The organism is Pollutimonas sp. M17 (genome assembly GCF_025836975.1).
GTDB lineage: Bacteria > Pseudomonadota > Gammaproteobacteria > Burkholderiales > Burkholderiaceae_B.
Window position 1 is genome coordinate 1,577,192 of record NZ_CP107548.1, and the last position, 26,942, is coordinate 1,604,133.

At 63.5% G+C, this 26,942-nt stretch carries 21 protein-coding genes; 14 read left to right on the plus strand and 7 right to left on the minus strand.

The window, feature by feature from the left end; all coding sequences use genetic code 11:
- Positions 1-248: 248 nt before the first annotated feature.
- The 3 genes from xseA to pcaF all read left to right on the plus strand — a co-directional run bounded on the left by xseA (position 249) and on the right by pcaF (position 3,687).
- Positions 249-1,598, plus strand: a complete 1,350-nt coding sequence (gene xseA / locus OEG81_RS07615) for an exodeoxyribonuclease VII large subunit (protein WP_264132115.1) — start codon at positions 249-251, stop codon at positions 1,596-1,598.
- Positions 1,599-1,681: 83 nt separating this feature from the next.
- Positions 1,682-2,260, plus strand: coding sequence for a superoxide dismutase [Fe] (gene sodB, locus OEG81_RS07620; RefSeq protein WP_264132116.1), 579 nt, complete (start codon positions 1,682-1,684; stop codon positions 2,258-2,260).
- 221 nt (positions 2,261-2,481) lie between these two features.
- A complete protein-coding gene (gene pcaF / locus OEG81_RS07625) occupies positions 2,482-3,687 on the plus strand; it encodes a 3-oxoadipyl-CoA thiolase (protein WP_264132117.1) in 1,206 nt (401 codons plus the stop codon).
- A 75-nt stretch (positions 3,688-3,762) separates the two neighbouring features.
- Here pcaF and OEG81_RS07630 read toward each other — a convergent pair whose 3' ends face one another.
- Positions 3,763-4,131 carry a DUF192 domain-containing protein gene (locus OEG81_RS07630; RefSeq protein WP_264132118.1) on the minus strand — a complete coding sequence of 123 codons (369 nt, stop codon included), beginning with the start codon at positions 4,129-4,131 and terminating at the stop codon, positions 3,763-3,765.
- Positions 4,132-4,272: 141 nt separating this feature from the next.
- On the minus strand, positions 4,273-4,518 hold the full coding sequence (locus OEG81_RS07635) for a cold-shock protein (RefSeq protein ID WP_264132119.1): 246 nt from the start codon (positions 4,516-4,518) through the stop codon (positions 4,273-4,275).
- A gap of 162 nt (positions 4,519-4,680) precedes the next feature.
- On the opposite strand from OEG81_RS07635, the gene clpS reads away from it, so the two are divergent.
- The 11 genes from clpS to OEG81_RS07690 all read left to right on the plus strand — a co-directional run bounded on the left by clpS (position 4,681) and on the right by OEG81_RS07690 (position 20,094).
- Entirely contained in the window at positions 4,681-5,004 is a 324-nt protein-coding gene (gene clpS, locus OEG81_RS07640; protein WP_264132120.1) for an ATP-dependent Clp protease adapter ClpS, read from the plus strand.
- Between the two features lie 199 nt (positions 5,005-5,203).
- Complete coding sequence (gene clpA / locus OEG81_RS07645) at positions 5,204-7,525, plus strand: ATP-dependent Clp protease ATP-binding subunit ClpA (RefSeq protein WP_264132121.1); 2,322 nt, start codon at positions 5,204-5,206, stop codon at positions 7,523-7,525.
- 15 nt (positions 7,526-7,540) lie between these two features.
- Positions 7,541-8,815: a paraquat-inducible protein A gene (locus OEG81_RS07650; protein ID WP_264132123.1), complete on the plus strand. Its 1,275-nt coding sequence runs from the start codon at positions 7,541-7,543 to the stop codon at positions 8,813-8,815.
- On the plus strand, positions 8,812-10,506 hold the full coding sequence (locus OEG81_RS07655; RefSeq protein ID WP_264132124.1) for an intermembrane transport protein PqiB: 1,695 nt from the start codon (positions 8,812-8,814) through the stop codon (positions 10,504-10,506). Before OEG81_RS07650 ends, OEG81_RS07655 begins: the two co-directional genes overlap by 4 nt.
- Positions 10,507-10,524: 18 nt before the next feature.
- A complete protein-coding gene (locus tag OEG81_RS07660; RefSeq protein ID WP_264132125.1) occupies positions 10,525-11,169 on the plus strand; it encodes a membrane integrity-associated transporter subunit PqiC in 645 nt (214 codons plus the stop codon).
- Between the two features lie 134 nt (positions 11,170-11,303).
- Positions 11,304-15,119: a trifunctional transcriptional regulator/proline dehydrogenase/L-glutamate gamma-semialdehyde dehydrogenase gene (gene putA / locus OEG81_RS07665; RefSeq protein WP_264132126.1), complete on the plus strand. Its 3,816-nt coding sequence runs from the start codon at positions 11,304-11,306 to the stop codon at positions 15,117-15,119.
- Positions 15,120-15,246: 127 nt separating this feature from the next.
- Positions 15,247-16,404 carry a branched-chain amino acid ABC transporter substrate-binding protein gene (locus OEG81_RS07670; RefSeq protein ID WP_264132127.1) on the plus strand — a complete coding sequence of 386 codons (1,158 nt, stop codon included), beginning with the start codon at positions 15,247-15,249 and terminating at the stop codon, positions 16,402-16,404.
- 57 nt (positions 16,405-16,461) lie between these two features.
- The gene (locus tag OEG81_RS07675; RefSeq protein ID WP_264132128.1) at positions 16,462-17,394 is read left to right on the plus strand and encodes a branched-chain amino acid ABC transporter permease; all 933 of its coding nucleotides are present in this window, start codon (positions 16,462-16,464) and stop codon (positions 17,392-17,394) included.
- A complete protein-coding gene (locus tag OEG81_RS07680) occupies positions 17,391-18,482 on the plus strand; it encodes an ABC transporter permease subunit (protein WP_264132129.1) in 1,092 nt (363 codons plus the stop codon). The genes OEG81_RS07675 and OEG81_RS07680 overlap by 4 nt, the downstream gene beginning before the upstream one ends.
- Positions 18,479-19,363, plus strand: coding sequence for an ABC transporter ATP-binding protein (locus tag OEG81_RS07685; RefSeq protein ID WP_412034120.1), 885 nt, complete (start codon positions 18,479-18,481; stop codon positions 19,361-19,363). The genes OEG81_RS07680 and OEG81_RS07685 overlap by 4 nt, the downstream gene beginning before the upstream one ends.
- On the plus strand, positions 19,360-20,094 hold the full coding sequence (locus tag OEG81_RS07690) for an ABC transporter ATP-binding protein (protein ID WP_264132130.1): 735 nt from the start codon (positions 19,360-19,362) through the stop codon (positions 20,092-20,094). Before OEG81_RS07685 ends, OEG81_RS07690 begins: the two co-directional genes overlap by 4 nt.
- Before the next feature lie 643 nt (positions 20,095-20,737).
- Here OEG81_RS07690 and dut read toward each other — a convergent pair.
- The 5 genes from dut to OEG81_RS07715 all read right to left on the minus strand — a co-directional run bounded on the left by dut (position 20,738) and on the right by OEG81_RS07715 (position 26,937).
- Positions 20,738-21,187 carry a dUTP diphosphatase gene (dut, locus tag OEG81_RS07695; RefSeq protein ID WP_264132131.1) on the minus strand — a complete coding sequence of 150 codons (450 nt, stop codon included), beginning with the start codon at positions 21,185-21,187 and terminating at the stop codon, positions 20,738-20,740.
- 187 nt (positions 21,188-21,374) lie between these two features.
- Positions 21,375-22,583, minus strand: coding sequence for a bifunctional phosphopantothenoylcysteine decarboxylase/phosphopantothenate--cysteine ligase CoaBC (coaBC, locus tag OEG81_RS07700; protein WP_264132523.1), 1,209 nt, complete (start codon positions 22,581-22,583; stop codon positions 21,375-21,377).
- A 29-nt stretch (positions 22,584-22,612) separates the two neighbouring features.
- Entirely contained in the window at positions 22,613-23,149 is a 537-nt protein-coding gene (gene lspA / locus OEG81_RS07705; protein ID WP_264132132.1) for a signal peptidase II, read from the minus strand.
- Positions 23,142-25,982, minus strand: a complete 2,841-nt coding sequence (ileS, locus tag OEG81_RS07710; protein ID WP_264132134.1) for an isoleucine--tRNA ligase — start codon at positions 25,980-25,982, stop codon at positions 23,142-23,144. The genes lspA and ileS overlap by 8 nt, the downstream gene beginning before the upstream one ends.
- Positions 25,972-26,937, minus strand: a complete 966-nt coding sequence (locus OEG81_RS07715; RefSeq protein ID WP_264132135.1) for a bifunctional riboflavin kinase/FAD synthetase — start codon at positions 26,935-26,937, stop codon at positions 25,972-25,974. The genes ileS and OEG81_RS07715 overlap by 11 nt, the downstream gene beginning before the upstream one ends.
- Positions 26,938-26,942: the final 5 nt, after the last annotated feature.

The window sequence follows — 26,942 nt, forward strand, 5'->3', positions numbered from 1 at the left end:
CGAGGGTATCCACAGAAACTGTGGATAATTCTGTGTACAAGTTCTCCGACATGCGCTATTTACCGGCTCTCGAGGTTCAGTGGCTAATTTGCGCTCAAGGGCCTAATATTCATTATCTATATATTTATCAATAAGTTAGGGTGCTGTTTTAAAGCGGTGTTTGATCTGTGGCTTGAATTGGGTTGATATTTCATCGATTTGACAGGATGATTTTCTCTGTGGAAAGAAATCACTAAAGGAAGGTGGTCATGCAGTCGAATGGGGCGTTCGCGGCAAGCGACGGGGTATGGACGGTAAGCCAGCTCAACCGCAGGGTGGGCGCGCTGCTGGAAGGCAATTTTTCGCGCATCTGGGTGCGCGGCGAGATATCCAACTTTACCCAGGCCGCATCGGGCCATTGGTATTTCTCCGTGAAGGACGAGGGCGCCGCCGTGCGGGCCATCATGTTCCGGGGGCGTGCACAGGCGGTGGGTTTCGTGCCCAGGCCGGGCGAAAAGTTCGAGTTCCGGGTCAATGTGACGCTGTACGAACCGCGCGGCGATTATCAATTGCAGGTCGAAAGCATGCGCCGCGCGGGGCGCGGCGATCTGCACGAGGCGTTTCTGGCGCTCAAGGAGAAGCTTGCCGCGGAAGGGCTCTTCGATCCGGGCCGCAAGCGCGACATCAATCCCATGCCGGGGGCGGTGGGCGTGGTCACTTCCCTGGCGGCGGCGGCCCTGCGCGACGTGTTGTCGGCGCTGGCCAGGCGCGCACCCCATGTATCCGTCGTGATTTATCCCGCAGCGGTGCAGGGGCTGGATGCCGCCGGAAAGTTGAATCAGGCCCTGGAGCAGGCCATCGCGCGGCGCGAGGTCGATACCATTCTTCTGGTTCGGGGCGGCGGCAGCCTGGAAGACCTTTGGAGCTTCAACGACGAGGCGCTGGCGCGCACCATCGCCCGCAGCGCCATTCCCGTCATCAGCGGAGTGGGGCACGAGACCGATTTCACGATTGCCGATTTCGTGGCCGACCTGCGCGCGCCCACGCCCACGGCGGCGGCGGAGCTTTGCTGCCGCAGCCGGGACAATTGCGTCAAGCAGCTGGGCGGCCTGAGCGCGACGCTGGCCGCCCAGCAGCGCCGCCTTCTGGAGCGCTGCGCCTTGCGCCTGGACCGGGCGGTCGCATTGCTGGTGTCGCCGCAACAGCGTCTGCGCCAGCAGAACGAGCGCCTGCAGGCCTTGAAGGGCAGGCTGGCACGGGCGGCCGCCCATCCTCATGAGCGTCATGCCGCCCGGCTGGCGGCCGCGCGGGTGCGCCTGGCACATGCCCAGCCCCGGCTGGACGGCTTGCGCGGCCAGCTCGACCGCAGGCAGCAGCAACTGGCCGATGCCGCCGTCCGCCAGATCGAGCGCAGGCGGCAGCGGCTGGACGCCGCAACGCAGACGCTGCAAGCCTTGAGTCCCCGCAACATACTGGATCGCGGCTACGCCATCGTCCGCAAGGAAAGCGGGGATATCGTGAAAAATGCGTTAGACTTGAGTGTTGGCGATCAGCTTAATGTTGAGCTTGGCCGGGGCAGGCTGCAGGTGGGTGTTCTACAGGCACATGGCTTGCTCTGAGCGCCAGGGTTCAACGTTTACCTATGCGCTAAAACGTGCTTCTCATCGGCACCCCGACTGGTTTTTTTTGAAGGAAATCGAACATGGCTTTCACGCTTCCCCCGCTTCCGTACGCACTCGACGCTTTGGCTCCGACCATCTCCAAGGAAACGCTCGAATTCCACTACGGCAAGCATCATCAAGCTTACGTCACCAACCTGAACAACCTGATCGCCGGCACGGAATTCGAATCGGCTTCCCTGGAAGACATCATCAAGAAGTCGTCGGGGGGCATCTTCAACAATGCGGCCCAGGTCTGGAATCACACCTTCTACTGGAGCAGCATGTCGCCCAACGGCGGCGGCGAACCCACCGGCGCCCTGCTGACGGCCATCAATGCCAAATGGGGCAGTGTTGCGGCCTTCAAGGAAGCCTTCAACAAATCGGCCGCCGGCAACTTCGGTTCGGGCTGGACCTGGCTGGTCAAGAAGCCCGATGGCTCGCTCGACATCGTCAACACCAGCAACGCCGCCACGCCCCTGACCACGTCCGACGTACCCCTGATGACCTGTGACGTCTGGGAACACGCCTATTACATCGACTATCGCAACGCGCGTCCCAAGTATCTGGAAAGCTTCTGGAATCTGGTCAACTGGGAATTCGCCGCATCCAACCTGGGTTGATCGCCCAGGCCGGCACAGGCCCTGTTGTCCCCGCCCCGGCAGTGCCGGGGTTTTTTTTCGTCGCGGGCCAAGAAAAACATAGGCGGCCACGGCGTGGACAGCTTGCGCCCGATGCGCGGGAATTGTGGCTGAATGCGCTAAGATAAGTTCACTGGGTGGCCGCTGACGGCGGCCGCCGCCTTTTCGGGATCCCGCTTTTTTCATTCCTTCCAGGTTCGACCATGACGACTGACGCTTTTATCTGCGATGCGATTCGCACCCCTTTCGGCCGCTACGGCGGCGCGCTGGCGCCCGTGCGCACCGATGACCTGGCCGCCATTCCCCTGAAGGCCCTGATGCAGCGCAATCCGGATGTGGACTGGACCAGGCTGGACGATGCGCTGTTCGGCTGCGCCAACCAGGCCGGCGAAGACAATCGCAACGTGGCGCGCATGGCGACCCTGCTTGCGGGCCTGCCCATCGATGTGCCGGGCGCAACCATCAATCGTCTGTGCGGATCGGGCCTGGACGCCATCGGCTCGGCCGCGCGCGCCATCCGTGCCGGCGATGCGCAATTCGTTCTGGCCGGCGGCGTGGAAAGCATGAGCCGCGCCCCCTTCGTCATGGGCAAGGCCGAAACCGCGTTTTCGCGCAATGCCGCCATTTTCGACACCACCATAGGCTGGCGCTTCATCAACAAGCAGCTCAAGGCGCAGTACGGCGTCGACTCCATGCCCGAGACGGCCGAGAATGTCGCCGACCAGTACAAGGTCTCCCGCGCCGACCAGGATGCTTTTGCGCTGGCCAGCCAGACCAAGACCGCAGCCGCTCAGAAGGCCGGATTCTTCCAGTCTGAAATCACGCCGGTCTCTATTCCGCAGCGCAAGGGCGATCCGGTGGTGGTGGACACCGACGAGCATCCCCGCGAAACGACGCTGGAGGCCCTGGCGCGCTTGAAACCCATCGTTCGGCCCAATGGCACGGTTACGGCCGGCAATGCCTCCGGTGTCAACGACGGCGCCTGCGCCTTGCTGGTCGCATCCGAATCCATGGCCCGCGAACAAGGCCTGACGCCGCGCGCGCGGGTCGTCGCCATGGCCACCGCGGGTGTGGAGCCGCGCATCATGGGCATAGGCCCCGCGCCAGCCTCGCAAAAAGTCTTGGCGCTGGCCGGTCTTTCCATAGCCCAGATGGACGTCATCGAATTGAACGAAGCCTTCGCATCCCAGGGCCTGGCCGTATTGCGCCTGCTGGGCTTGCAGGACGACGATCCGCGCGTGAACCCGAACGGCGGGGCGATTTCCCTGGGCCATCCCCTTGGCGCCAGCGGCGCCCGCCTGGCGCTGACCGCTGTGAACCAGTTGCACCAGACCGGCGGCCGCTACGCGCTTTGCACGATGTGCATCGGGGTGGGGCAGGGGATTGCCGTGATTCTGGAGCGCGTATAGATATAGAGGGCCTGCAGGCGCGCCGCCTGGCCGCGCCTCTTGCCGGGGCGCTCGGGATGCTTGTGCTTGCGGGCCCTAAGGACGCGGCAAGCCGCGGATGACGGCGCCCGCCTTGATGGAATGCGCACGGAACCAGCCTTGCTGCATTTCGAGCGCATACAGCATGGGCGCTTTCGGGCAGTGCGAATCCAGCGTGTTCGGCTGCATGTCGGCGATGTTCACGATGGCGCCCCCGGAGTCGATGAAGGCGATCGACAGGGGCAGGGGCGTGTTTTTCATCCAGAAGCAGGTGGCGGTCGGGCTGTCGAACACGAACAGCATGCCATGATTCTCGGGCAGCGATGCCCGGTTCATCAGGCCGTAAGAGCGGCTGGCATCGGTGGCCGCCACCTCGGCCTGGACCTTGTGACCCTCTATGGACAACTGGGCGGTGGGCAGCAGCATGGCCTGCCCCCGGGCTGCAAGGGGCAGGGCGGCCGCCAGCAGGAGGCAGGCGCGAAAAAAAACAGGGCTGAAAAGCCCTGTAGATCGAAACGATTTATGCATTGTTATTAACGATGGAACCAACGCCGAGGCGGCTTTGGCTCAGGCAGCCGTGATATTGAGTGCTTGTTTGCCTTTTGGTCCTTGTGCGATTTCAAAAGCGACTTTCTGGCCTTCTTTCAGGGTCTTGAAGCCGTTCATTTGGATAGATGAAAAGTGCGCGAATAGGTCTTCGCCCCCATTGTCGGGGGTAATAAATCCGAAACCCTTGGCATCGTTGAACCATTTGACGGTTCCTGTCAACTTTTGTGTATCCCCAGGCATGGAGGTTGCGGTTGAATCAGACATGCGGACTGCCTCTCGACTATAGTGTTAGATTGAAACTTGACTACAAGGTTTACCTTTAGCCTTTGGATTCTGGCATGCAGCATACTTCCAAGCACTCAGAATACTACGATAATGCGCAATTTACCCTAACATAGTCAACTATGGAAACCACTAGTATCTGCCATGGCTACACAAATCGAAAACCAACGCGACACGGTTCTTGATCGCCAGCCCGCCAAGCTGGCTCCTCCCCCCATGTACCAGGTCGTCCTGCTGAATGATGACTACACCCCGATGGAGTTCGTGGTCAACGTCCTGCAGCGTATTTTCGGTAAATCCGAGGAGGAAGCCGCCCGCATCATGCTCAAGGTGCACCATGAAGGCAGGGGCGTCTGCGGCGTCTATCCGCGCGACATCGCCGCCACCCGGGTCGAGATGGTCCGACAGCTTGCCCATGCCCGCCAGCATCCTTTGCAATGCGTGATGGAGCCGGCGCCCGACGCTTAGCCGCAACGCCTTCCGGCCTTATTTTACGGGCCGATTCGCGGCGCAAAAAAATACGGGTATAGTAAGGTTGACGATGGTGCTGAGGCTATCTGGTAACACCAAGATGACTCTTTTATTAATGTTGATACGCAAGGTCGATTTAGTCATAGAATAGGATTTATCGAATTGTTTGTCCGCTCCGATATGTGATGGAGGAAGCGTGATCTCCGAAGAACTTGAAGTCAGCCTGCACATGGCCTTTGTCGAGGCCCGCACTGCACGACACGAATTTATTACCGTAGAGCATCTGCTGCTCTCGCTGCTCGACAACGCCGCCGCCGCCGAGGTGTTGCGCGCCTGCTCCGCCAACATCGACGTCCTGCGCCAGGAACTGCGTAAATTCATCAGCGAGAACACACCGGTTTTCCCCGGTGAAGACGAAGTCGACACCCAGCCCACCCTGGGCTTCCAGCGCGTCATCCAGCGCGCCATCATGCATGTGTCCTCGGGTAATTCCAACCGTAATTCAGTCACCGGCGCCAATGTGCTGGTGGCCATGTACGGCGAGAAAGACTCCCATGCCGTCTATTTCCTGCAGCAGCAGGGCGTTACCCGCCTGGACGTGGTCAATTACCTTTCGCACGGCATCACCAAGGCCGCCGAAGAAGCGCCGGCCGAACCGGTCCGGGCCCAGGCGCCCGAAGTCGAGCCCAAGTCCGACCAGCAGAAGTCGCCGCTCGAACTGTATGCAACCGACCTGAACTCCGAGGCGCGCCAGGGGCGCATCGATCCCCTGATCGGCCGCGAGCACGAGGTCGAACGGGTCATACAGGTGCTTTGCCGCCGCCGCAAGAACAATCCCCTGCTGGTGGGCGAGGCGGGCGTGGGCAAGACGGCCATCGCCGAGGGCCTGGCCTGGCGCATCACCCAAAGCGACGTGCCCGAGATCCTGGCCGACGCCGAGGTCTATGCGCTCGATATGGGCGCCTTGCTGGCCGGCACCAAGTACCGCGGCGATTTCGAGCAGCGCCTGAAGGGCGTGCTCAAGACGCTCAAGGACAACCGCAACGCCATACTCTTCATCGACGAGATCCATACCCTCATTGGGGCGGGTTCCGCCTCGGGCGGAACGCTGGACGCGTCCAACCTGCTCAAGCCGGCGCTGTCCTCCGGCCAGCTCAAGTGCCTGGGCGCCACCACCTACACCGAGTACCGGGGTATCTTCGAGAAAGATCATGCCCTGTCGCGCCGCTTCCAGAAAATCGACGTGGCCGAGCCCACGGTCCAGCAGACCATACAGATATTGCGCGGACTGAAGGGCCACTTCGAGGCCCACCACGGCGTGCGGTATTCGTCGGCCGCCATCACGGCCGCCGCAGAGCTGTCGGCGCGCCACATCAACGACCGCTTCCTTCCGGACAAGGCCATCGACGTCATTGATGAGGCCGGCGCCGCCCAGCGCCTGCTGCCGCGTTCGCGCCAGAAGAAAATCATCGGCAAGGCCGAAGTCCAGGCCACCGTGGCCAAGATCGCCCGCATACCGCCGCAAAGCGTGTCCAACGACGACCGCAACAAGCTTGCCACGCTCGAACGAGACCTGAAAACCGTGGTCTTCGGTCAGGATCCGGCCATCGAGGCCCTTGCGGCTGCCATCAAGATGGCCCGTTCCGGCCTGGGCCGGCCCGACAAACCCATCGGTTCATTCCTGTTCTCGGGCCCGACCGGCGTCGGAAAGACCGAAGTCGCGCGGCAGCTGGCTTTCGTGCTGGGGGTCGAGCTGCTGCGTTTCGACATGTCCGAATACATGGAACGCCATACGGTGTCGCGCCTGATCGGCGCGCCTCCGGGCTACGTCGGCTTCGATCAGGGCGGCCTGCTTACCGAAGCCGTCAGCAAGCAGCCGCATTGCGTGCTGCTGCTCGACGAAATCGAAAAGGCGCACCCCGACGTCTACAACATCCTGCTGCAGGTCATGGATCACGGCACCCTGACCGACAACAACGGGCGCAAATCCGATTTCCGCAACGTCATCCTGGTCATGACCACCAACGCCGGCGCCGAGGCGCTCAATCGCAGCACGATCGGTTTCGCGGCACCGCCCAAGACCGGCGACGAAATGGCCGACATCAAGCGGCTGTTCACGCCCGAATTCCGCAATCGGCTCGACGCCATCATCGGCTTCACGCCGCTGTCGCGCGATGTCATCCTGCGGGTGGTCGACAAGTTCCTCATGCAGCTTGAAGACCAGCTGCACGAAAAGCGGGTCGATGTGGTGTTCTCGCAGGCGCTGCGCGATCACCTGGCCAAAGAAGGCTTCGATCCGGCCATGGGGGCACGCCCCATGCAGCGGCTCATCCAGGACACCATACGGCGTGCCCTGGCCGACGAGCTTCTGTTCGGGCGCCTGGTCGACGGCGGCCATGTCGAAGTCGATCTGGATCACGACGGCAAGGTTCAGCTGGCTTTTTCAGACAAGTCCGGCAAGCCGGGCGGCGCCAGGCAGGCCTCGCCGTCCCATCCGGAACCCGAGCTTGTCGACTAGAGCTCCGGGGCGCTGATGGCGGACGCCCCGGTCGTCGCCTGCCGGCACTGCGCGACGCTGCATGAGCGCGTGCCGATAGAGCCCGGCGCGGTGGCCATGTGCAGGCGCTGCGGCTATGCGCTGTTCCGCAACAGCATGATTTCACCCGATGGCTGGATTGCCCTGACGGCGACGGCCCTGATCGTTTTCGCGATCGCCAATTATTTCCCCATCGCCCGCCTGAACATCCAGGGCATGAGCATCCAGGCGTCGCTGCCCGGGGCCCTCTACCTGACCTGGCAGGAAGGGCACCGGGTTCTGGCGATCATGACGGGGCTGTTCGGATTCTGGCTGCCGCTGACGCAGCTGTTCGTCCTGCTTTGGGCATTGATGGCGGTACGGGCGCGCCGCCTGCCGGCCGATTTCCGCCATGGCATGCGTCTGCTGCGCCACGTGGAGCCCTGGAGCATGGTGCCGGTGCTGATGCTGGGCATACTCGTGGCCATCGTCAAGTTCGCCGGACTTGCCACCATACAGCCGGAGCCCGCCATCTGGGCCTTCGCGCTCCTGGCTTTTCTGATCACCGCACTGAGCAGGCTGACCGCCCATCGGCTGTGGCGCCACGCCGAAGATGCCGGGCTGGTGCCCAATGCCGCAATCGATCCGTCGGCGGGCGGTCCCGTGGCGTCCTGCGAATCCTGCGGCTTCGTCCAAAGCCTGCCATCCGCGTCCTCGCCGGTCCCTTGCGAGCGCTGCGGGGCGCGTATCCATTTTCGCAAGCCGGATTCGTTTTCCCGCGTTTGGGCGCTGGTGATCGCCGCATCGATCATCTACATTCCCGCCAACGTGCTGCCCGTCATGCGCGTGCGCACCGCAACCAGCGACGGCGCGCACACGATATTGGGCGGGGTTATCGAGCTGTGGAGGCTGGGCTCCTGGGATCTGGCCGTGATCGTATTCATTGCCAGCGTCGTCGTTCCCATGACCAAGTTGCTGGCCTTGATGGTGCTTATGGTAAAACACCACTGGCGGGGCAGCGTGGTTCAGCGCCAGCGCACACGGCTCTACGAGCTGATTGAGTTCATCGGCCAATGGTCCATGCTCGACGTGTTCGTGGTGATCCTGATGACGGCCATGGCCAATTTTCCCGGAATATCGCAGGTCATAGCCGGCCCCGGCGCGGCAAGCTTCGGCGTGGTGGTCATCCTTACCATGCTGGCCACCATGAGCTACGATCCGCGCTGCGGATGGGACAGGCGGGCCGGGCGCAGGGCCAACCCGCCTGGGCACAGGTTAAAGAGAAACGCATGACAGATCCGTCTACAACGTCGAAGTCCAACGAGGATGGCAAGGCCGGCGGCGATGATGCCGGGCTCACCGCAGGGCGCGGGGCGCCGCTCCAGCCTCATGTCCGGCCCCGGCGGGAAAGAAGGATTTCCTGGATATGGCTGGTTCCGCTGGTCGCGGCGCTGGTGGGCGCCTCGCTGCTGGTGCGCAACTGGCTGCATACAGGGCCCACCATCACCATCAGCTTCGAGTCGGCCGAGGGGCTGGAGGTGGGCCAGACCAAGATCCGCTACAAGGATGTGGTCATCGGCGTGGTATCCGGCATCAAGGTATCGTCCGACCGCTCAAAGGTATTGGTCAGCGCGGACTTGAACCGCGAGGGATCCGAATACATTACCCAGAAGGGCAGCCGTTTCTGGGTCGTGCGTCCACGCCTGGGGCTTAGCGGCGTGTCCGGCCTGGGTACGCTGCTGTCGGGCGCCTACATAAGCGTGGACGCGGCCGAATCCAGCAACGGCGACGACCCGGTGTACGCGTTCGAAGGGCTGGAAAAGCCGCCTGAGATCACCAGCGGCCGGCCCGGCACGCGCTACACGCTGTATTCAGCCGATCTGGGCTCGCTGGAGATCGGCTCGCCGGTCTATTTCCGACGCATACAGGTCGGCCGCGTCATCGGCTACGATCTGGACAAGGATGGAAAATCCGTCAACATACAGATATTCATCGACGCGCCGAACGACAAATTCGTTACGTCCGATACGCGCTTCTGGAATGCCAGCGGCATCAACCTGTCGCTGGACGCCGATGGTTTCAATGTGCAGACGGGTTCGCTGGTTTCCGTGGTGGCCGGCGGCGTGGCCTTCGCGTCCGTCAACGAAGCCAATACGGAGCCGGCCAAGGCGGACAGCCGCTACGCGCTGGGGGCAACGCGGGTCGAAGCCATGGCCGATCCGGACGGCCCCCCGTTCCCCATCGAGCTGCATTTCCATCAGTCGGTGCGCGGCCTGAAAGTGGGTGCACCGGTCGACTTCCGCGGGCTGGAACTGGGCAAGGTGGTCGACATCGACCTGGAGTTCAACCAGAAGACCAAGCGCTTCTACGCCCTGGTCAAGGCCGAGCTGTATCCCTTGCGCTTCGGCGCGGTGTACGACAACCTGATGAAACTCGATTCGGACGCCGATTACCCCGGCGCCGTCCTGCTGGCGCCCCTGGTCAAGCATGGCTTGCGCGGGCAGATACGCGCCGCCAACCTGCTGACCGGCCAGCAATACGTGGCCCTGGATTTCTTCCCCGATGCCGAGTCGGCCGACTTCGACGCCAAACAGGTGCCGGTGGTGCTGCCCACCATTGCCGGTAGCTTCGACCGCCTGCAGCAGCAGATCAGCAGCATCGTGGGCAAGCTGGACGCCATCCCCTTCGAAGGCATAGGCAAGGACCTGCGCTCCAGCCTGACGTCCATGACCAAGCTTCTGAAGCGCTTCGAGGGCGAACTGACCCCGCAGGCGACCACCATGCTGAAGACGGCGCAGAAATCGCTTGAACGCATCGACCGCGTGCTGGCCGAGGACTCCCCCTTGAGCTCGAATGTGGAGCGTACGCTGGGTGAGATCAACGCTGCGGCCAAGTCCTTGCGGGCCTTGTCCGACTACCTGCGCACGAACCCTTCGGCGCTGGTCCGCGGGCGGGCCCCTGATGCCTTGCCGGTCAGCCCATAGCCCCCTCCGGAGACAACCATGCATGGCTTGAAGACAACGGCGATTTTCCTGATGGCGGGCCTGCTTGGCGCCTGCGCATCCAGCAAGCCCAGCCAGTATTACACCTTGCTGCCGCCCCCCGCGACCAGCCAGGCGGTGCCGGAGCAGGCCCACGACCGTCCGAAGTTCGCCATCAGCGTCGAGCCGGTCCAAGTGCCGGAGCAGGTGGATCGGCCGCAGATCGTCGTCAGCGATCCGAATTCCACCCAGGTCGTGCCGCTTAACGGCTCCTTGTGGGCTTCGCCCGTGGCAGACGAGTTGCGCAATGCGCTGTTCGATGGCATCACCCGCCGTCTCGGCGTGCTGGACGTGGCGCTTGCCGGCGCGCCCGATACGCTGCCGGTATGGCGCATCGGCGTGCGTGTGCAGCGCTTCGATTCCCTGTATGGCGAGCGCGCCTTGATCGACGCCACCTGGCGCCTTTCGCCCGTTCACCAGCCGGGCAAGAAGACCCGCTTGTGCCGCGCCGAGGCCCGCGCCGCCGTGGGAGAGGGCATGTCGGCCTTGGTCGCCGGCCACCAGGCGGCCGTCGACCGGCTGGCCGCCGCCATCGCGGGCCAGCTGAACGGAACCGAACCAACGAATTCCGATGGGTTGCTCTTTAAAGGTTGTACCTTTTATTGATATTTTAATTAGGGGTTAACCTTAGTGTAAAAAAGGTGCAACCTGTGTAGTATTCCATACCGCTGGGTATCGGCGCGGCCTTGTATTGAGGCCTGGCCGGTTCCGGATGGTGGCACAGGAATACGGACACACATATGGCAACAACCACATTGGGCGTCAAGGTCGACGAATCCTTGCGCGAACGCTTGAAAACCACGGCGGCCAAGCTTGGCTGCACCCCTCACTGGCTACATAAGCAGGCCCTGCTGGCTTATGTCGAAGCCATAGAGCGGGGGCAGATGCCGGCCGAGATCGCGCATTTCGGCCAGGGCGACGGCGAAGCCGAAGCGGGAGAGCTTCCCGCGCCGGACGCCCCGCCGCCGTTCTATGAGTTCGCCCAGGACGTTCAGCCGCAGTCCGTGCTGCGCGCCGCCATCACGTCGGCCTACCGGCGCCCCGAAACCGAATGCGTGCCCTTGCTGATCGATCAGGCGCGCTGCGCGCAGCCGCAGGAAGTACATGCGCTGGCCCGCCGCCTGGTGGAAACCCTGCGCGGAAGACGCAAGGCGGGCGGGGTCGAAAGCCTGATCCAGGAATTTTCCCTGTCGAGCCAGGAGGGAGTCGCCCTGATGTGCCTGGCCGAGGCGCTGCTGCGCATACCCGACCGGGCCACGCGCGACGCGCTGATCCGCGACAAGATCAGCCATGGCGACTGGCGTTCGCACATGGGAGAGTCGCCCTCGCTGTTCGTCAATGCGGCCACCTGGGGCCTGATGCTCACGGGCAAGCTGGTCAGCGTCAACAGCGAGCAGTCCTTGTCCAGGGCTTTGACCCGGTTGATCGGCAAGGGCGGTGAACCGCTGATTCGCAAGGGCGTGAACATCGCCATGCGCATGATGGGCGAGCAGTTCGTGGCGGGCCAGACCATTTCATCGGCGATCGCCAACAGCCGCAAGCTCGAGGAAAAAGGCTTTCGCTATTCTTACGACATGCTGGGCGAAGCGGCCACCACGTCCGAGGACGCCGACCGCTATTACGCCTCGTATGTCCAGGCCATACATGCCATAGGCAAAGCCTCGCAGGGCCGCGGCATCTACGAAGGGCCCGGTATTTCGATCAAGCTTTCGGCCTTGCATCCGCGCTATTCCCGCGCGCAGCACGACAGGGTGATGGCCGAACTGCTGCCGCGCACCACAGAGCTGGCCAGGCTGGCCCGCAGCTACGACATCGGACTGAATATCGATGCGGAGGAGGCCGACCGGCTGGAGATTTCACTGGATATCCTGGAAGCCTTGTGCTTCGACCGCGAACTGTCGGGATGGAACGGCATCGGCTTCGTGGTCCAGGGCTATCAGAAGCGCGCGCCTTTCGTTATCGATTATGTCATCGACCTGGCCCAGCGCAGCGGCCACCGTCTGATGCTGCGCCTGGTCAAGGGCGCCTACTGGGACAGCGAGATCAAGCGGGCCCAGGTGGACGGGCTGGAAGGCTATCCCGTGTATACCCGCAAGGTTTATACCGATGTCGCCTACCTGGCATGCGCGCGGAAGTTGCTGGCGGCGCCCCAGGCCGTGTATCCGCAGTTCGCCACGCATAACGCCCAGACGCTGTCGGCCATCTATCACATGGCGGGCCGCAATTATTATCCCGGCCAGTACGAGTTCCAGTGCCTGCATGGCATGGGCGAGCCCCTGTACGAGCTGGTGACCGGGCCGCTGTCGCAGGGCAGGCTGAACCGTCCCTGCCGCATCTATGCGCCGGTGGGCACGCATGAAACCCTGCTGGCCTACCTGGTTCGCCGATTGCTTGAAAACGGCGCCAACACGTCCTTTGTGAACCAGATCGGGGATGAGGAAATACCCGTCGAGGTCCTGGTCGCCGATCCGGTGCAGGCCGCCGAGCGCATCCAGCCCTTGGGCGCTCCGCATGACAAGATACCCCTGCCGCGCGATCTGTACCGGCATGCCGATGGCCGGCCGAATTCCGCCGGCATCGATCTTAGCAACGAGCATCGCCTGGGTTCGCTGGCGGCGGCGCTGCTGAGCGGCGTGAGCCGCGACTGGTGCGCCTTTCCAATGCTGGCCGATGGCGGTTTCGTGTGGGACGACGCACGTGCCGCGGCCGTGCGCAATCCTTCGGATCGCCGCGATGTGGTGGGGCAGGTGATCGAGGCGACCGAGGCCGATGTGGCGGCGGCCCTGGCGGCGGCCGAGCATGCCGCGCCCATCTGGGCGGCAACGCCGGTGGCCGAGCGCGCGCAATGCCTGGTCCGCGCGGCGCGGATGCTCGAAGACGAAATGCAGCCCTTGCTGGGGCTGATCGTGCGCGAGGCGGGCAAGTCGCTCCCCAACGCGATCGCCGAGGTGCGCGAAGCGGTGGATTTCCTGCGCTACTACGCCGCGCAGATCGAGCGCTCATTTTCCAACGACACCCATCGCCCGCTGGGGCCGGTGCTGTGCATCAGTCCGTGGAACTTCCCTCTGGCCATCTTTACCGGACAGGTGGCCGCGGCCCTGGCCGCCGGCAACACGGTGCTGGCCAAGCCCGCCGAGCAGACCAGCCTGATCGCGGCGGCGGCCGTATCCGTTCTTCACAGGGCCGGCGTGCCCGCCGGCGCAGTCCAGTTGCTTCCGGGCCGCGGTGAAACCGTGGGTGCGGCGCTGGTGGCCAGCCCTGCGGTGCGCGGGGTGATGTTTACGGGGTCGACCGACGTGGCGCTGCTCATATCCCGCACACTGGCCGAGCGGCTGGACGACGCCGGACACCCCATACCGCTCATTGCGGAAACCGGCGGCCAGAATGCCATGGTGGTGGACTCCTCCGCCCTGGCCGAGCAGGTGGTGTTCGATGTGCTGGCATCGGCCTTCGATTCGGCCGGCCAGCGCTGCTCCGCGCTGCGTCTGCTTTGCGTTCAGGAAGATTGCGCCGATCGCGTGCTGACCATGTTGCGCGGGGCCATGCGCGAACTGCGCACCGGCAGGACCGATGTGCTGGCGACCGACGTCGGGCCGGTCATCGATGCCGAGGCACAGGCCGGCATACAGGCGCATATCAAGGCCATGCGCGAGGCGGGGCACAAGGTCGACCAGCTCGGCCTGGACGCCGCCTGCGCGCACGGCTATTTCGTGCCGCCGACCCTCATCGAACTCAGCGCCGTGTCCGAACTGAAAAAGGAAGTATTCGGTCCGGTGCTCCACGTCGTGCGCTACAAGCGCCAGGAGCTGGATGCGCTGGTCGATGCCGTGAATGCAACGGGCTACGGACTGACCTTCGGCGTGCACACCCGGCTGGATGAAACGGTGGCGCGCGTGTCCGAACGGATACAGGCCGGGAACATCTACGTGAACCGGAATATCGTCGGCGCGGTCGTCGGCGTCCAGCCCTTTGGCGGCGAGGGCCTGTCGGGCACGGGGCCCAAGGCGGGCGGTCCCCTGTATCTGCTGCGCCTGCTGTCGCGGCGGCCGGCCGGTCTGCCCGAGGGCTGCGAAATCGATGGCGGGCGCGCTGCGGCTAAGGCGCTGCCGGGCCCTACGGGCGAAAGCAATCTTTATCGCGTCAAGCCTCGCGGCACCGTCTTGTGCGTGCCCATGACCGGCGCGGGCGCGCATGCGCAATGGCAGGCCTGCCTCGATACGGGCAATGGCATGGTGGTCGTCGGCGACGGCGCGGGGCGGGCGTTCTTCGCCGGCCTGGACGCCGCTGCGAAGGCATCCATACGTCTTGCCGGGCCAGAAGAAATCGATGGCGGCGATTATGACGCCGTGCTTTTCGAGGGCGACAGCGATGCCCTGCGTGAACTGAATCGCAGCGTGGCCGGTCGCAATGGACCCATCGTTCCGGTTCAGGGCCTGAGCAGCGACGAGCTTGCGTCGGGCGCGGCCTATCGCCTGGAGCCTTTGCTTCGCGAGGTCTCGGTCTGCGTGAATACGGCGGCGGCCGGCGGCAATGCCAGCCTGATGATGGTGGGCTGAGCGGCCGCGCCGGAATCAATGGTTTTTCAGGGTTACGACCAATTATCGCTTGGTTGTGCTTTTGGTTTAATGCGGGGTGCAACCCGCGCTCGGGGATATTCGTATTCCCATCCACAAGGAGATAAACATGCAGTCCACCAAAGGATTCAAACTACTGGCCGCAACGGCCTCCGTCCTGGCAGGCTTCGCCTTAAGCCCGGCGCAGGCCGCCGACACCACGGTCAAGCTTGGTTTTGCCGCGCCGCTCACGGGCCCGCAGTCGCATTATGGCGAGGACATGAAAAATGGCCTGACCCTTGCGCTGGAAGAAGCCAATAAACAGAACATCCAGCTCGATGGCAAGACCGCCAAGTTCGAACTGGTGACGCGCGACGACCAGGCCGACCCCCGCACCGCCGTGCAGGTGGCGCAGCAGATCGTCGATGAAGGCGTGCAAGGCATATTGGGCCATTTCAATTCCGGCACCACCATTCCCGCTTCGCGCGTCTATAACGACGCGGGCCTGCCGCAGATCGCCATGGCGACCTCGCCCGAATACACTCAGCAGAACTACGACACCACCTTCCGCATGATGACCAGCGACACGCAGCAGGGCGCGGCGGCGGGTGAATTCATCGTCAAGGACCTGAAGGCCAAGACCGTGGCGCTGATCGACGATCGCACCGCCTACGGCCAGGGCCTGGCGGACCAGGTGGCCAAGGCTGTCGAAGCCAACGGCGGCAAGGTCATCGCGCGCGAATACACCACCGACAAGGCCAACGACTTCACGTCCATCCTGACCAACATCAAGTCCAAGGCGCCCGATGCCATCTTCTTTGGCGGCCTGGACGCGCAATCGGGCCCGATGCGCCGCCAGATGGTCACGCTGGGCATCAAGGCCCCGCTGGTCTCGGGTGAAATGACCCGCAGCGACACTTTCCTGAAACTGGCCGGCGATGCCGCCAACGGCACCTACGCCTCGCTGGCCGGCGTGCCACTGAAGCAGATGGCCGCGGGTGAAAAATTCGAAGCCGACTACAAGGCCCGCTTCAAGGTCGAGCCCGGCGTCTATGCGCCTTACGCCTATGACGGCGCATGGAACATGATCACCGCCATGAAGGAAGCCGGATCGGCCAAGCCCGAGTCCTACCTGCCCAAGCTGGCCTCCTTGCAGCGCACCGGCGCCACCAGCCAGAACATCGCCTATGACAAGAACGGCGACCTGAAGGAAATTTCCGTCACCATTTACGAAGTCAAGAACGGTAAATGGGAAATGGTCAAGACCATGGTCAGCAAGGCCAACTAAGCCTTGCCGGTTGTTCACGGGCCGGCCTCGGCCGGCCCAAGCTGCGAGTCCTAAAACATGGATATTCTTCTACAACAATTGGTCAACGGCGTCACCGTGGGCAGCGTGTATGCCCTGGTCGCCCTTGGCTACACCATGGTTTATGGGATCATAGGCCTGATCAATTTCGCCCATGGCGACGTCGTGATGGTGGGCGCCATGGTCGCGACCACGCTGGTGGTGACGCTCATCGGCGCGGATCCGGGCAGCCTGTCGGCCTGGCTGGCCGTGTCGGCCGCCTTGCTGCTGGCCATACCCGTCTGCATGGCGCTGGGCTGGATCGCCGAGCGCTTCGCCTATCGGCCACTGCGCCGCGCGCCGCGCCTGGCCGCGCTGATCACCGCCATCGGCGTGTCCATCATCATCCAGAACATCGCGATGATGGTCTGGGGACGCAACTATCTTAGCTTTCCGCACATCATCGAACCGAATATCTTTCAGCTGGGCGGCGCGCGCATCAGCTTGCTGCAGGTCATCATCATCCTGTCGGCGACCGCCATCATGGCCGGGCTGCTGCTGGTGGTGCACCGCACCCGCCTGGGCACCGCCATGCGCGCCACGGCGCAGAACCGCGAAGTGGCCGGCCTGATGGGCGTCAACATCAATACCGTGATCTCCGCCGCCTTCCTGATCGGCTCGGCGCTGGCCGCGGTGGCCGGCGTCATGATCACCACCTATTACGGAGTGGCCCAATACACCATGGGCTTCATGCTGGGCCTGAAAGCCTTTACGGCGGCCGTGCTGGGCGGCATCGGCAACCTGGGCGGGGCCATGCTGGGCGGCCTGCTGCTGGGCGTGATCGAATCGCTGGGCGCGGGCTATATCGGCGACCTGACCAACGGTGTTTTCGGCAGCAACTATCAAGATGTGTTTTCCTTTATTGTGCTTATCCTGGTCCTGGTGTTCCGTCCGTCGGGGCTTTTGGGCGAACGGGTAGGGGACCGCGCATGAGTCATTCCACTGTTTCCCGTCAAGGCGGCATTTCGCTCAAAGTGTGGCTGGGCATCGCCTTGTGCGGCCTGGTGCTGGCCGTGCTGCCCTTCGTGCTGGGCATGGCCGGCCAAAGCTGGGTGCGCACGCTGAACTTCGCCCTGCTGTACGTAATGCTGGCCCTGGGCCTGAACGTCGTCGTCGGCTTCGCGGGCCTGCTCGATCTGGGCTATATCGCTTTCTATGCCGTGGGCGCCTATGTTTGGGCCTTGCTGGCGTCTCCGCACTTCGGCCTGCACCTGCCGTTCTGGGTGGTGCTGCCCCTGGGTGTGCTGCTGGCCGCCTTCTTCGGCGCCATGCTGGGCGCGCCCACCCTGAAGCTGCGGGGCGACTACCTGGCCATCGTGACCCTGGGGTTCGGCGAAATCGTGCGCATCTTCATGAACAACCTGGATGCGCCCGTCAACATCACCAACGGTCCGCAAGGCATAAACCGCATCGATACCTTCTCCATCGGCGAGTTCGCCTTCGGGCGCTCGCAGTCGCTGTTCGGCTTCCGCATCACCGGGCCTGAAAAATATTATTATCTGCTCTTGCTGCTGACCATCATCATCGTCGTCATCTGCGTGCGCCTGCAGAACTCGCGCATAGGCCGTGCCTGGGAAGCCGTGCGCGAGGACGAGGTCGCGGCCAAGGCCATGGGCATCAATACGCGCAACATCAAGCTGCTGGCCTTTTCGATGGGCGCCAGCTTCGGCGGCGTGGCGGGCGCCATGTTCGCTTCCATGCAGGGTTTCGTCAGTCCCGAGAGCTTCAGCCTGACCGAATCCATCATGGTGCTGTGCATGGTGGTGCTGGGCGGCATGGGGCATATACCGGGCGTCATACTGGGCGCCATCATTCTTTCCGTCTTTCCGGAGCTGCTGCGGGCGGTGGTCGTGCCGGCGCAGCAGACCCTGTTCGGCGACGTGATCCTGGACCCTGAAGGCATACGCATGCTGCTCTTCGGCTTTGCGCTGGTGCTGGTCATGATCTTCCGTCCCGCCGGCCTATGGCCGTCGGCCACGCGACGGCGCGAACTCACCGCCTCCAAGGAGGGCCAGGCATGATACAGGCCAACGTGAACACCGACGCGCGCTCCATGCCCGAGCTGTTGCTGGTGGCGAACAAGCTCAGCAAACGCTTCGGCGGCTTGCAAGCCTTGTCGGATGTCAGCTTTTCCATTTGCAAGGGCGATATCTACGGTCTGATCGGACCGAACGGGGCGGGCAAGACCACGCTGTTCAATGTGCTGACCAGCCTGTATGTGCCTGAATCGGGCACATGCAATTTCATGGGACATCAGCTTACGCGCCTGAAGCCGCATGAAATCGCCATCGTCGGCTTGGCGCGCACCTTCCAGAACATACGCCTGTTCGGCAGTCTCAGCGCCATCGAGAACGTGATGATAGGGCGCCATATCCGCACTCGTGCGGGCGTGTACGGCGCCATCACGCGCAACAAGGCGACGCGCGACGAAGAGGCCGCGATCGAGCGTCGCGCGCACGAGCTGCTCGAGTACGTGGGCATCGGCGAACGGGCCAACGATGTGGCCAGTTCGCTGCCGTATGGCGATCAGCGCCGCTTGGAGATCGCCCGGGCGCTGGCCACCGATCCCGCCCTGCTGGCCCTGGACGAACCGGCGGCCGGCATGAACGCGTCGGAAACCGTGGTGCTGCGCCGCCTGATCGAGAAGATCCGCGACGACGGGGTCACGGTGCTGCTGATCGAGCACGACATGAAGCTGGTCATGGGCTTGTGCAATCGCGTGCTGGTGCTGGAATACGGCAAGGTGCTGGCCGAGGGCAAGCCGGCCGAGGTCCAGCGCAATCCCAAGGTCATCGAGGCTTATCTTGGCGCAGGCGCGGCGGAGCATACGCCCGCCGCGCCCGCGGGGCGCATTGCGGATCAGGCGCCGGCCGCGGGCGACAAGGACGGGGAGCTTTCATGAGCAATACAAATGATTTGCTGGAAATACGCCAGCTGGAAGTCGCCTATGGCGGCATTCGCGCGGTGCGCGGCATGGACCTGCGGGTGGAGCGCGGCGAACTGGTCAGCCTGATCGGCGCGAACGGGGCGGGCAAAAGCACGACCTTGCGAGCGATCTGCGGACTGGTGCCCATTGCCGGCGGCGATATCCTTTACGAAGGCAAGTCGATTGCCGGATCGCCTTCCTATATGCTGGTGCGCGAGGGCCTGGTGATGGTGCCTGAAGGGCGGGGTATCTTCGGGCAGTTGACCATCGAAGAAAACCTGACGATGGGCGGGTACAGCCGCAAGGACCCCGACGGCGTAAAGAAGGACACGGAGCACGTGTTTACGCTGTTTCCGCGCCTGGCAGAGCGCCGCCGCCAGTCGGCCGGTACCTTGTCGGGCGGCGAGCAGCAGATGCTGGCGATGGGGCGCGCGATGATTTCACGTCCCCGCCTGTTGCTGCTGGATGAGCCCTCGATGGGATTGGCGCCGCTGATGGTCGAGAAGATCTTCGAGGTGGTGCGCACGATTGCTTCCGAAGGCGTGACGATACTGTTGATCGAGCAGAACGCCAAGCTGGCGCTGGAAACGAGCAGCCGAGGGTATGTGATGGAGTCAGGGCGCGTGATTCTTGAAGGGCCGTCGGATCAGTTGCTGGATGATCCCAAGGTTCGGGCTGCTTATCTTGGGGAAGAAGAGGCGGCTTAGCCGCGTTTTCGACTGGGTTCAGGTATTGAAATCGCACATGCTTGCTGCTGTATTCGATGACGAGAAAGCTATCGATCGATGTGGGTTGGGCTTGTGCTTGTCAGGCTTGGCTGTGCCGCTTTCGTTCTTGAGCGGGCGGGATGGCGGAGGCCGGGGCCTGCTCACCGTCCGCGGTCCCGTTCCGGGACTCCTCGCGTTTCCGGCCGCTGGCGGGGCGGCCGTGAAACTCGCGCGTCGGACAGCCATCGGCTGTCCGAAAGCGTCGCGCTCAAACAGTCACGGCCTTGCATCCCCGCCAGCGGCCGGAAACGCGACGCTCCCGAATTCGCTGGCCCCGGCCTCCGCCATCCCGCCCTTGCGGCAAGTGCTGATGACGATTACTGGCATGGGTCGATATATTTCCTGATATGCGGTTTGCCACCGAGCATCATCGGGGTTTATTGAAGGGGCTAGGCCAATGAGTATTCAACACTTTGCACGTGTCAATGATGTCAGCGAAGATGCTCCGGAAATAGAGATTCCTACGGCTGAGGCTCTTGATTTCCGCGTCAGAATAAAAGCGCGATTCAAGCCAGGCCATGCAGCGCCAATTTCCAGCTAGGCGCAGAACGAGCCAGCCCTCAGCCTGATCTCCGCAACGGGATCAGCCGCGCCCCGTGCTACCGAATCCGCCAGCCCCGCGTGCGCTGTCCTCGAACTCGTCGACAATCTCGAACTCGATCTGCTGCACCGGCACCACCACCAGTTGCGCCAGGCGGTCCATCGGTTGCAGCGTAAAGTCCTGCTGGCCGCGATTCCATACCGACACCATCAGCGGGCCCTGGTAATCCGAATCGATCAGGCCCACCAAATTGCCCAGTACGATACCGTGCTTATGCCCCAGGCCAGAACGCGGCAGAATCATGGCTGCGTAGGCCGGATCGGCGATATGGATGGATAGGCCCGTGGGCACCAGTTCCGTCGCACCCGGCGGCAAGGACAGCGGGGCATCCACGCAGGCCCGCAAATCCAGGCCGGCGGAGCCGCTGGTTGCGTAGGCCGGCAGATAGTCGTTCATGCGCGGGTCCAGAATCTTCAGTGCAATTTTTCTCATGGTTTTTACTTTCTTGATGGAACTCGGTTTCTGTGATGCGCCATTGTATGCGTTGAGAGCGCCACCGGTGGTGGCGATTGCGATGCAACGCTGGCCATGGGGAAGCAAGGGCATAGGCGATCAAACCCATGCCATATGCTCCGGCGCTGGCGTTGCGTTGCGTTGCGATTCGTCGCCGTACTTCGTATCAGGGTGTGGGTTTGCCAGGCAGTTTGCGGGCAATCGCCGTGATCAACTCTCGCGCCGCCGCCAGTTTGCCAAGGATAGGCAGGGCGGTATGCCCGGCATCGTCGAACAGGACTAGCTCTGTTTCGTCGGCGTTCATCGCCTGCTGGGCCAGGTTGCCGACCAGCAGGGGCACGCCCTTGCGCTTGCGCTTGGCTTCCGCGTATTCCAGCAGGTTTTCGGTTTCGGCGGCAAAGCCCACGCAGTACGGGCCCGAGGGCATGCGGGCCACTTCGGCCAGGATGTCGGGGTTGGCCTCGAATTCCAATTGGGGCGCCTTGCCGTCCGCCTGTTTCTTCAGCTTGCTGCCGCTGGCGTTCACGACCCGCCAGTCGGCCACCGCCGCCACCGAAATGAACACGTCGGCGTCGCGGGCCTCGTTCATGACGGCGGCATGCATCTGCGCCGCGCTTTCGATGGCGACGCGCTCCACCTGGTAGGGCGCGGGCAGGGCCGTGGGGCCGGACACCAGGACGACCTGGGCGCCGGCTTCGCGGGCGGCCCGGGCGATGGCGTAGCCCATCTTGCCGGAAGAACGGTTGGTGATGACCCGGACGGGATCGATTTTTTCGGAGGTGGGGCCGGCGGTGATGAGCACCCGCTTTCCGCGCAGCGGCTTGGGCTGGAAGAAGGCGATGAGCTCCGCCAGCAACTCGTGAGGTTCCAGCATCCGGCCGCTGCCGATCTCGCCGCAAGCCTGGTTGCCTTCGGCGGGCCCGAGGATGACGGCGCCGTCCGCCTTGATCTGCGCCACATTGCGCTGAGTGGCCGGATGCAGCCACATTTCGCGGTTCATCGCCGGAGCCACCAGCAGGGGGCAGTTGCCCTTGGCCACGCACAGCGTGGACAGCAGGTCGTCGGCCAGGCCATGGGCCAGCTTGGCGATGAAATCGGTGCTGGCCGGCGCGATGACGATGGCGTCGGCGCCGCGCGTCAGGTTGATGTGCGCCATGTTGTTGGGCACCCGGGCATCCCAGGCATCCAGGTACACCGGCCGGCCCGACAGCGCCTGCATGGTGGTCGAGCCGATGAAATGCGTGGCGGCTTCCGTCATGACCACGTCTGCAACGGCGCCCTGATCCTGCGCCCGCCGCAGGAACTCGGCCACCTTGTAGCAGGCGATGCCGCCGGTCAGGCCCAGCACAATACGTTTGTCGGCAAGTTCAAGCATGGGCGTGCGCCATTCAGCGTTAAGTGGGTTCAAGCCGATTTCCGGGACTTGTTCTTTTCCTGGCGCATGCGGCGCAATTCGTCGCACACCAGCAGGACGGCCCCGCAGGTGATGGAAACGTCCGCCACGTTGAACGCCGGAAAATACCAACTATCCCAATAAAACAGCAAAAAATCAATGACGTGTCCGTGCTGGATGCGGTCGATGACATTGCCTATGGCTCCGCCCAGTATGCACATGAGGGATGCGCAAAACAGGGTTTGCCCCGGATTGCGTCGCAGCAAATGGATGATGAGCCCCGTGGCCCCCAGCGCGATGGCCGTGAACAGCCAGCGCTGCCAGCCCTGGCCATCGGCCAGGAAGCTGAATGCGGCGCCGGGGTTGTACAGCAGGGTGAAGTCGAAGAAGGGCAGCAGATGCCAGCGTTCGCCGTAGCTCAGATGGCTGTCGAAGTAGATCTTCGTGACCTGGTCAAGCGCGATGATGGCCAGCGCGCCCAGCATCCACGCCCAGAAGCGCGAGGCCTTAGGGCGTGGGGCGGGGTGGCCGGGACTTGCGCTAGGCATGCCGGCGCGGCTCGCCCTGGCCGAACAGGTTGTCGACGCAGCGTCCGCAAAGAGTGGGGTGCTGCGGGTCTGTGCCGACGTCGTGGCGATGATGCCAGCAGCGTTCGCATTTCTCTTCCCTGGTCGGCGTGACCTGTATGCGCAACTCCCCTTCGGCCGCGTGCAGCGTGGCGCGCGATACGATCAGCACGAAACGCAGGTCCTCGCCCAGGCTGGCCAGCAGCGCGTGGTCGCTGCCGGAGGCATGCACATCCAGTTCCGCCGCCAGCGACGAGCCGATGTCGCCCGTGCTGCGCACTTCCTCGATCTTGCGCATGGCTTCGGCGCGGATCTCGCGCAGGCGGGCCCACTTTTCGCGCAGCGGGACTTCGTCGGGCAGCGCCGGAACGGCGTGGAACAGCCCGGTGAATATGCTGGGGACGTCGCTGTTTCCGGTATGCAGGTCTTTCCAGGCTTCTTCCGCGGTGAAGGACAGAATGGGCGCCATCAGCTTGAGCAGCGCATGCGTGATGTGATGGATGGCCGTCTGGGCGGAGCGGCGCGCCAGGCTGGTCTTGCCGGCCGTGTACAGCCGGTCTTTTAGTACGTCCAGGTAGAAGGCGCCCAGGTCCTCGGAACAGAATATCTGCAGGCGCGACACCGCGGGATGGAATTCGTAGCGCTGGAAGTTGGCCAGGACTTCGGCCTGCATGGCGGAGGTCATGGCCAGCGCGTAGCGGTCGATTTCGATCATGTCCTCGAGCGCCACCGCATCGCTTGCCGGATCGAAGTCCCGCAGGTTGCCCAGCAGGAACTTGAGCGTATTGCGTATGCGGCGATAGCCCTCGACGACGCGCTTGAGGATTTCGTCGGAAATCGACAGCTCGCCGGAATAGTCGGTGGATGCCGTCCACAGGCGCAGGATCTCGGCGCCCAAAGAATCGGAAACCTTCTGCGGAGCGATGACGTTGCCGACCGACTTGCTCATCTTGCGGCCCTGGCCGTCGACCACGAAGCCGTGCGTCAGCAAGGCCTTGTAAGGCGGCCGCCCGTACAGCATGCAGCCCGTCAGCAGCGAGGAGTGGAACCAGCCGCGGTGCTGGTCCGAGCCTTCCAGGTAAAGGTCGGCGGGCCAGGCCAGTTCGTCGGCATGCGAACCCTTGACGCTGTGGTCCTGGCCGCCCAGCACCGTGGCGTGGGTCGTGCCGGAATCGAACCACACGTCCAGCGTGTCGCGGTTCTTTTCGTAAAGAGCGGCTTCGTCGCCCAGCAGTTCGGCCGGGTCCAGCGATTGCCAGGCCTCGATGCCGTGCTGCTCGATGCGCTGCGCGACCTGCTCCATGAGCTCGACCGTGCGCGGATGCAGTTCGCCGGTTTCCTTGTGCACGAAGAAGGCCATGGGCACGCCCCATTGGCGCTGGCGGGACAAGGTCCAGTCGGGCCGGTTGGCGATCATGGCGTGCAGGCGCGCGCGGCCCCAGGCCGGGTAGAACTCGGTGTTGTCTATGCCTTCCAGCGCCGTCTCGCGCAGAGTCCTGCCGGATTTGGGCTGGCGGTCCATGCCGGCGAACCACTGGCTGGTGGCGCGATAGATGATGGGGGTCTTGTGGCGCCAGCAATGCATGTAGCTGTGCAGCAGGGGCTCCGTGTGCAGCAGGCTGCCGGCCAGCTTCAGGGCTTCGACGATGACGGGGTTGGCTTTCCATATCATCTGGCCGCCGAACAGCGGCAGGCTTTCGGCATAGTGGCCGTCGCCCATGACCGGGCTGATGATCTGGTCGTCCTTCAGGCCGTGGGCCTTGCACGAAACAAAGTCTTCGATGCCGTAGGCGGGCGCGGAGTGCACGACGCCCGTGCCGCTATCCAGCGTCACATAGTCGCCCAGGTAGACGGGGGACAGGCGCCGATAGCCTTCGTGCGCTTCGTACAGAGGGTGCCGGAATTCCAGCCCGGACAGCGCTTCGCCTTTGGCGGTGGCAACGATGTTTCCGGACAGCTTCCATTCTGCCAGGCAGGTTTCGACGCGGTCCTTGGCCAGCAGCAGCATGGGTCCGGTGCTGCGCGCCTCGTCCAGCTTGACCAGGGCGTACTCGAAGTCCGGATGGACGTTCAGCGCCTGGTTGGCGGGTATGGTCCAGGGCGTCGTGGTCCAGATCACGATGGCCCCGTCGTCGACCTGGGGCAGGCCGAAGGCTTGCGCCAGCCTGGCCTTGTCGTCGAACTTGAAGGCCACGTGGATGGACGGGTCCTTGCGGTCGGCGTATTCGACCTCGGCTTCCGCCAGGGCGGAGCCGCAGTCGAAACACCAGTTCACCGGCTTCAGGCCGCGAAACACATAGCCCTTTTCAAGAATGCGCGCCAGGGCACGCAACTCGTCCGCTTCATTGCTGAAGTTCATGGTCAGATAGGGGCGGTCCCAGTCGCCCAGCACGCCCAGTCGCTTGAAATCCCGGCGCTGGCGGTCGATCTGCTCCAGCGCGTAGGCGCGCGCCTTGGCCTGGACTTCGGCCACCGGCAGATGCTTGCCGTATTTCTTCTCGATCTGGATCTCGATGGGCATGCCGTGGCAATCCCAGCCCGGCACATAGACGGCATCGTAGCCGGCCATGGCGCGGCTCTTGACGATGATGTCCTTGAGTATCTTGTTGACGGCGTGGCCGATATGGATGTCGCCGTTGGCATAGGGCGGGCCGTCATGCAGTACGAATTTCGGTCTTCCTTTGCTGGCAGCGCGTATGGCTGCGTAAACCTTTTTTTCTTCCCACTCGGCCACCCAGCCGGGCTCGCGCTTGGCCAGATCGCCGCGCATGGGAAAAGGAGTGTCGGGCAAATTTAAGGTGTTTCTATAGTCCATGGAAGGCGAAATAGTCGCGAGCGCTTTGCGCATCATTGTCGATGGCGGCGATCATAGTGGGAAGGTCGGGGAATTTTTCTTCGTCCCGCAGATACTCGAGGAATTCAATACACGTGAGTTTACCGTATGCGTCCACCCGGCAGTCCAGCAGGTGGGTCTCCAGCATCAGGCGCCCGCCGTGCGAAATGGTGGGCCGCACGCCCAGGCTGGCCACGCCTTTGATGGGCTGGGGTCCCAGGCCGTGGGCGCGCACGATGTACACGCCGGATCGCAGGGCGCACTGGGCGGGCACGCGCAGGTTCAGCGTGGGATAGCCTATGCTGCGGCCCAGTTTCTGGCCGTGTATGACGTGTCCGCTGATGGAATAGGGCTGGCCGAGCAGATGTTCGGCGCGGTCCAGATTGCCCACGGCCAGGGCGGTGCGCAACTCGGAGCTGGAAATGCGATGGCCGTGTTCGTCGGCCACGTCCGCGATGGTTTCGACCTGGAAGCCGAAGCGGCGGCCGGCGCTGCGCAACAGCTCGATGTCGCCGCTGCGCTTGTGGCCGTAGCGGAAGTCCTCGCCGACCAGCAGCCAGCGCGTGTTCAGTCCTTCCACCAGAAGGCGCTCGATGAAGTCCTGGGCCGACATGTCGGCCAGCGTGTGGTTGAAGCGTTCGAGCACGATCTGGTCGACATGATGCCGCGCCAGGGCGGCCACCTTGTCGCGCAAGCTGCTGACCTGCGTGGGGATGAGTTCCGGACGCTGGCCGCGCCGGGCGAAATAGGCGCGCGGATGGGGTTCGAAGGTCATGACCGTGGCGGCCAGGCCATGTTCCCGGGCGTGCTGGCGGACCCGGCGCAAAATGGCCTGGTGGCCGCGATGGACGCCGTCGAAATTGCCTATCGTCACGGCGCTGGGGCGTTGGCTATCGTAGCGGGGAAGGCTGCGGTAAAGGGCGGGAGCGTTTTTCACACCCG

Bases quoted from the DNA above. Each gene is read 5' to 3' on its own strand.
- putA (WP_264132126.1), top strand. From the start codon at position 11,304: ATGGCAACAACCACATTGGGCGTCAAGGTCGACGAATCCTTGCGCGAA.
- ileS (WP_264132134.1), bottom strand. From the start codon at position 25,982: ATGGACTATAGAAACACCTTAAATTTGCCCGACACTCCTTTTCCCATG.
- OEG81_RS07680 (WP_264132129.1), top strand. From the start codon at position 17,391: ATGAGTCATTCCACTGTTTCCCGTCAAGGCGGCATTTCGCTCAAAGTG.
- lspA (WP_264132132.1), bottom strand. From the start codon at position 23,149: ATGCCTAGCGCAAGTCCCGGCCACCCCGCCCCACGCCCTAAGGCCTCG.
- clpS (WP_264132120.1), top strand. From the start codon at position 4,681: ATGGCTACACAAATCGAAAACCAACGCGACACGGTTCTTGATCGCCAG.
- OEG81_RS07655 (WP_264132124.1), top strand. From the start codon at position 8,812: ATGACAGATCCGTCTACAACGTCGAAGTCCAACGAGGATGGCAAGGCC.
- sodB (WP_264132116.1), top strand. From the start codon at position 1,682: ATGGCTTTCACGCTTCCCCCGCTTCCGTACGCACTCGACGCTTTGGCT.
- OEG81_RS07690 (WP_264132130.1), top strand. From the start codon at position 19,360: ATGAGCAATACAAATGATTTGCTGGAAATACGCCAGCTGGAAGTCGCC.
- OEG81_RS07675 (WP_264132128.1), top strand. From the start codon at position 16,462: ATGGATATTCTTCTACAACAATTGGTCAACGGCGTCACCGTGGGCAGC.
- dut (WP_264132131.1), bottom strand. From the start codon at position 21,187: ATGAGAAAAATTGCACTGAAGATTCTGGACCCGCGCATGAACGACTAT.
- OEG81_RS07670 (WP_264132127.1), top strand. From the start codon at position 15,247: ATGCAGTCCACCAAAGGATTCAAACTACTGGCCGCAACGGCCTCCGTC.
- OEG81_RS07685 (WP_412034120.1), top strand. From the start codon at position 18,479: ATGATACAGGCCAACGTGAACACCGACGCGCGCTCCATGCCCGAGCTG.
- xseA (WP_264132115.1), top strand. From the start codon at position 249: ATGCAGTCGAATGGGGCGTTCGCGGCAAGCGACGGGGTATGGACGGTA.
- coaBC (WP_264132523.1), bottom strand. From the start codon at position 22,583: ATGCTTGAACTTGCCGACAAACGTATTGTGCTGGGCCTGACCGGCGGC.
- pcaF (WP_264132117.1), top strand. From the start codon at position 2,482: ATGACGACTGACGCTTTTATCTGCGATGCGATTCGCACCCCTTTCGGC.
- OEG81_RS07630 (WP_264132118.1), bottom strand. From the start codon at position 4,131: ATGCTGCTGCCCACCGCCCAGTTGTCCATAGAGGGTCACAAGGTCCAG.
- OEG81_RS07660 (WP_264132125.1), top strand. From the start codon at position 10,525: ATGCATGGCTTGAAGACAACGGCGATTTTCCTGATGGCGGGCCTGCTT.
- OEG81_RS07635 (WP_264132119.1), bottom strand. From the start codon at position 4,518: ATGTCTGATTCAACCGCAACCTCCATGCCTGGGGATACACAAAAGTTG.
- OEG81_RS07650 (WP_264132123.1), top strand. From the start codon at position 7,541: ATGGCGGACGCCCCGGTCGTCGCCTGCCGGCACTGCGCGACGCTGCAT.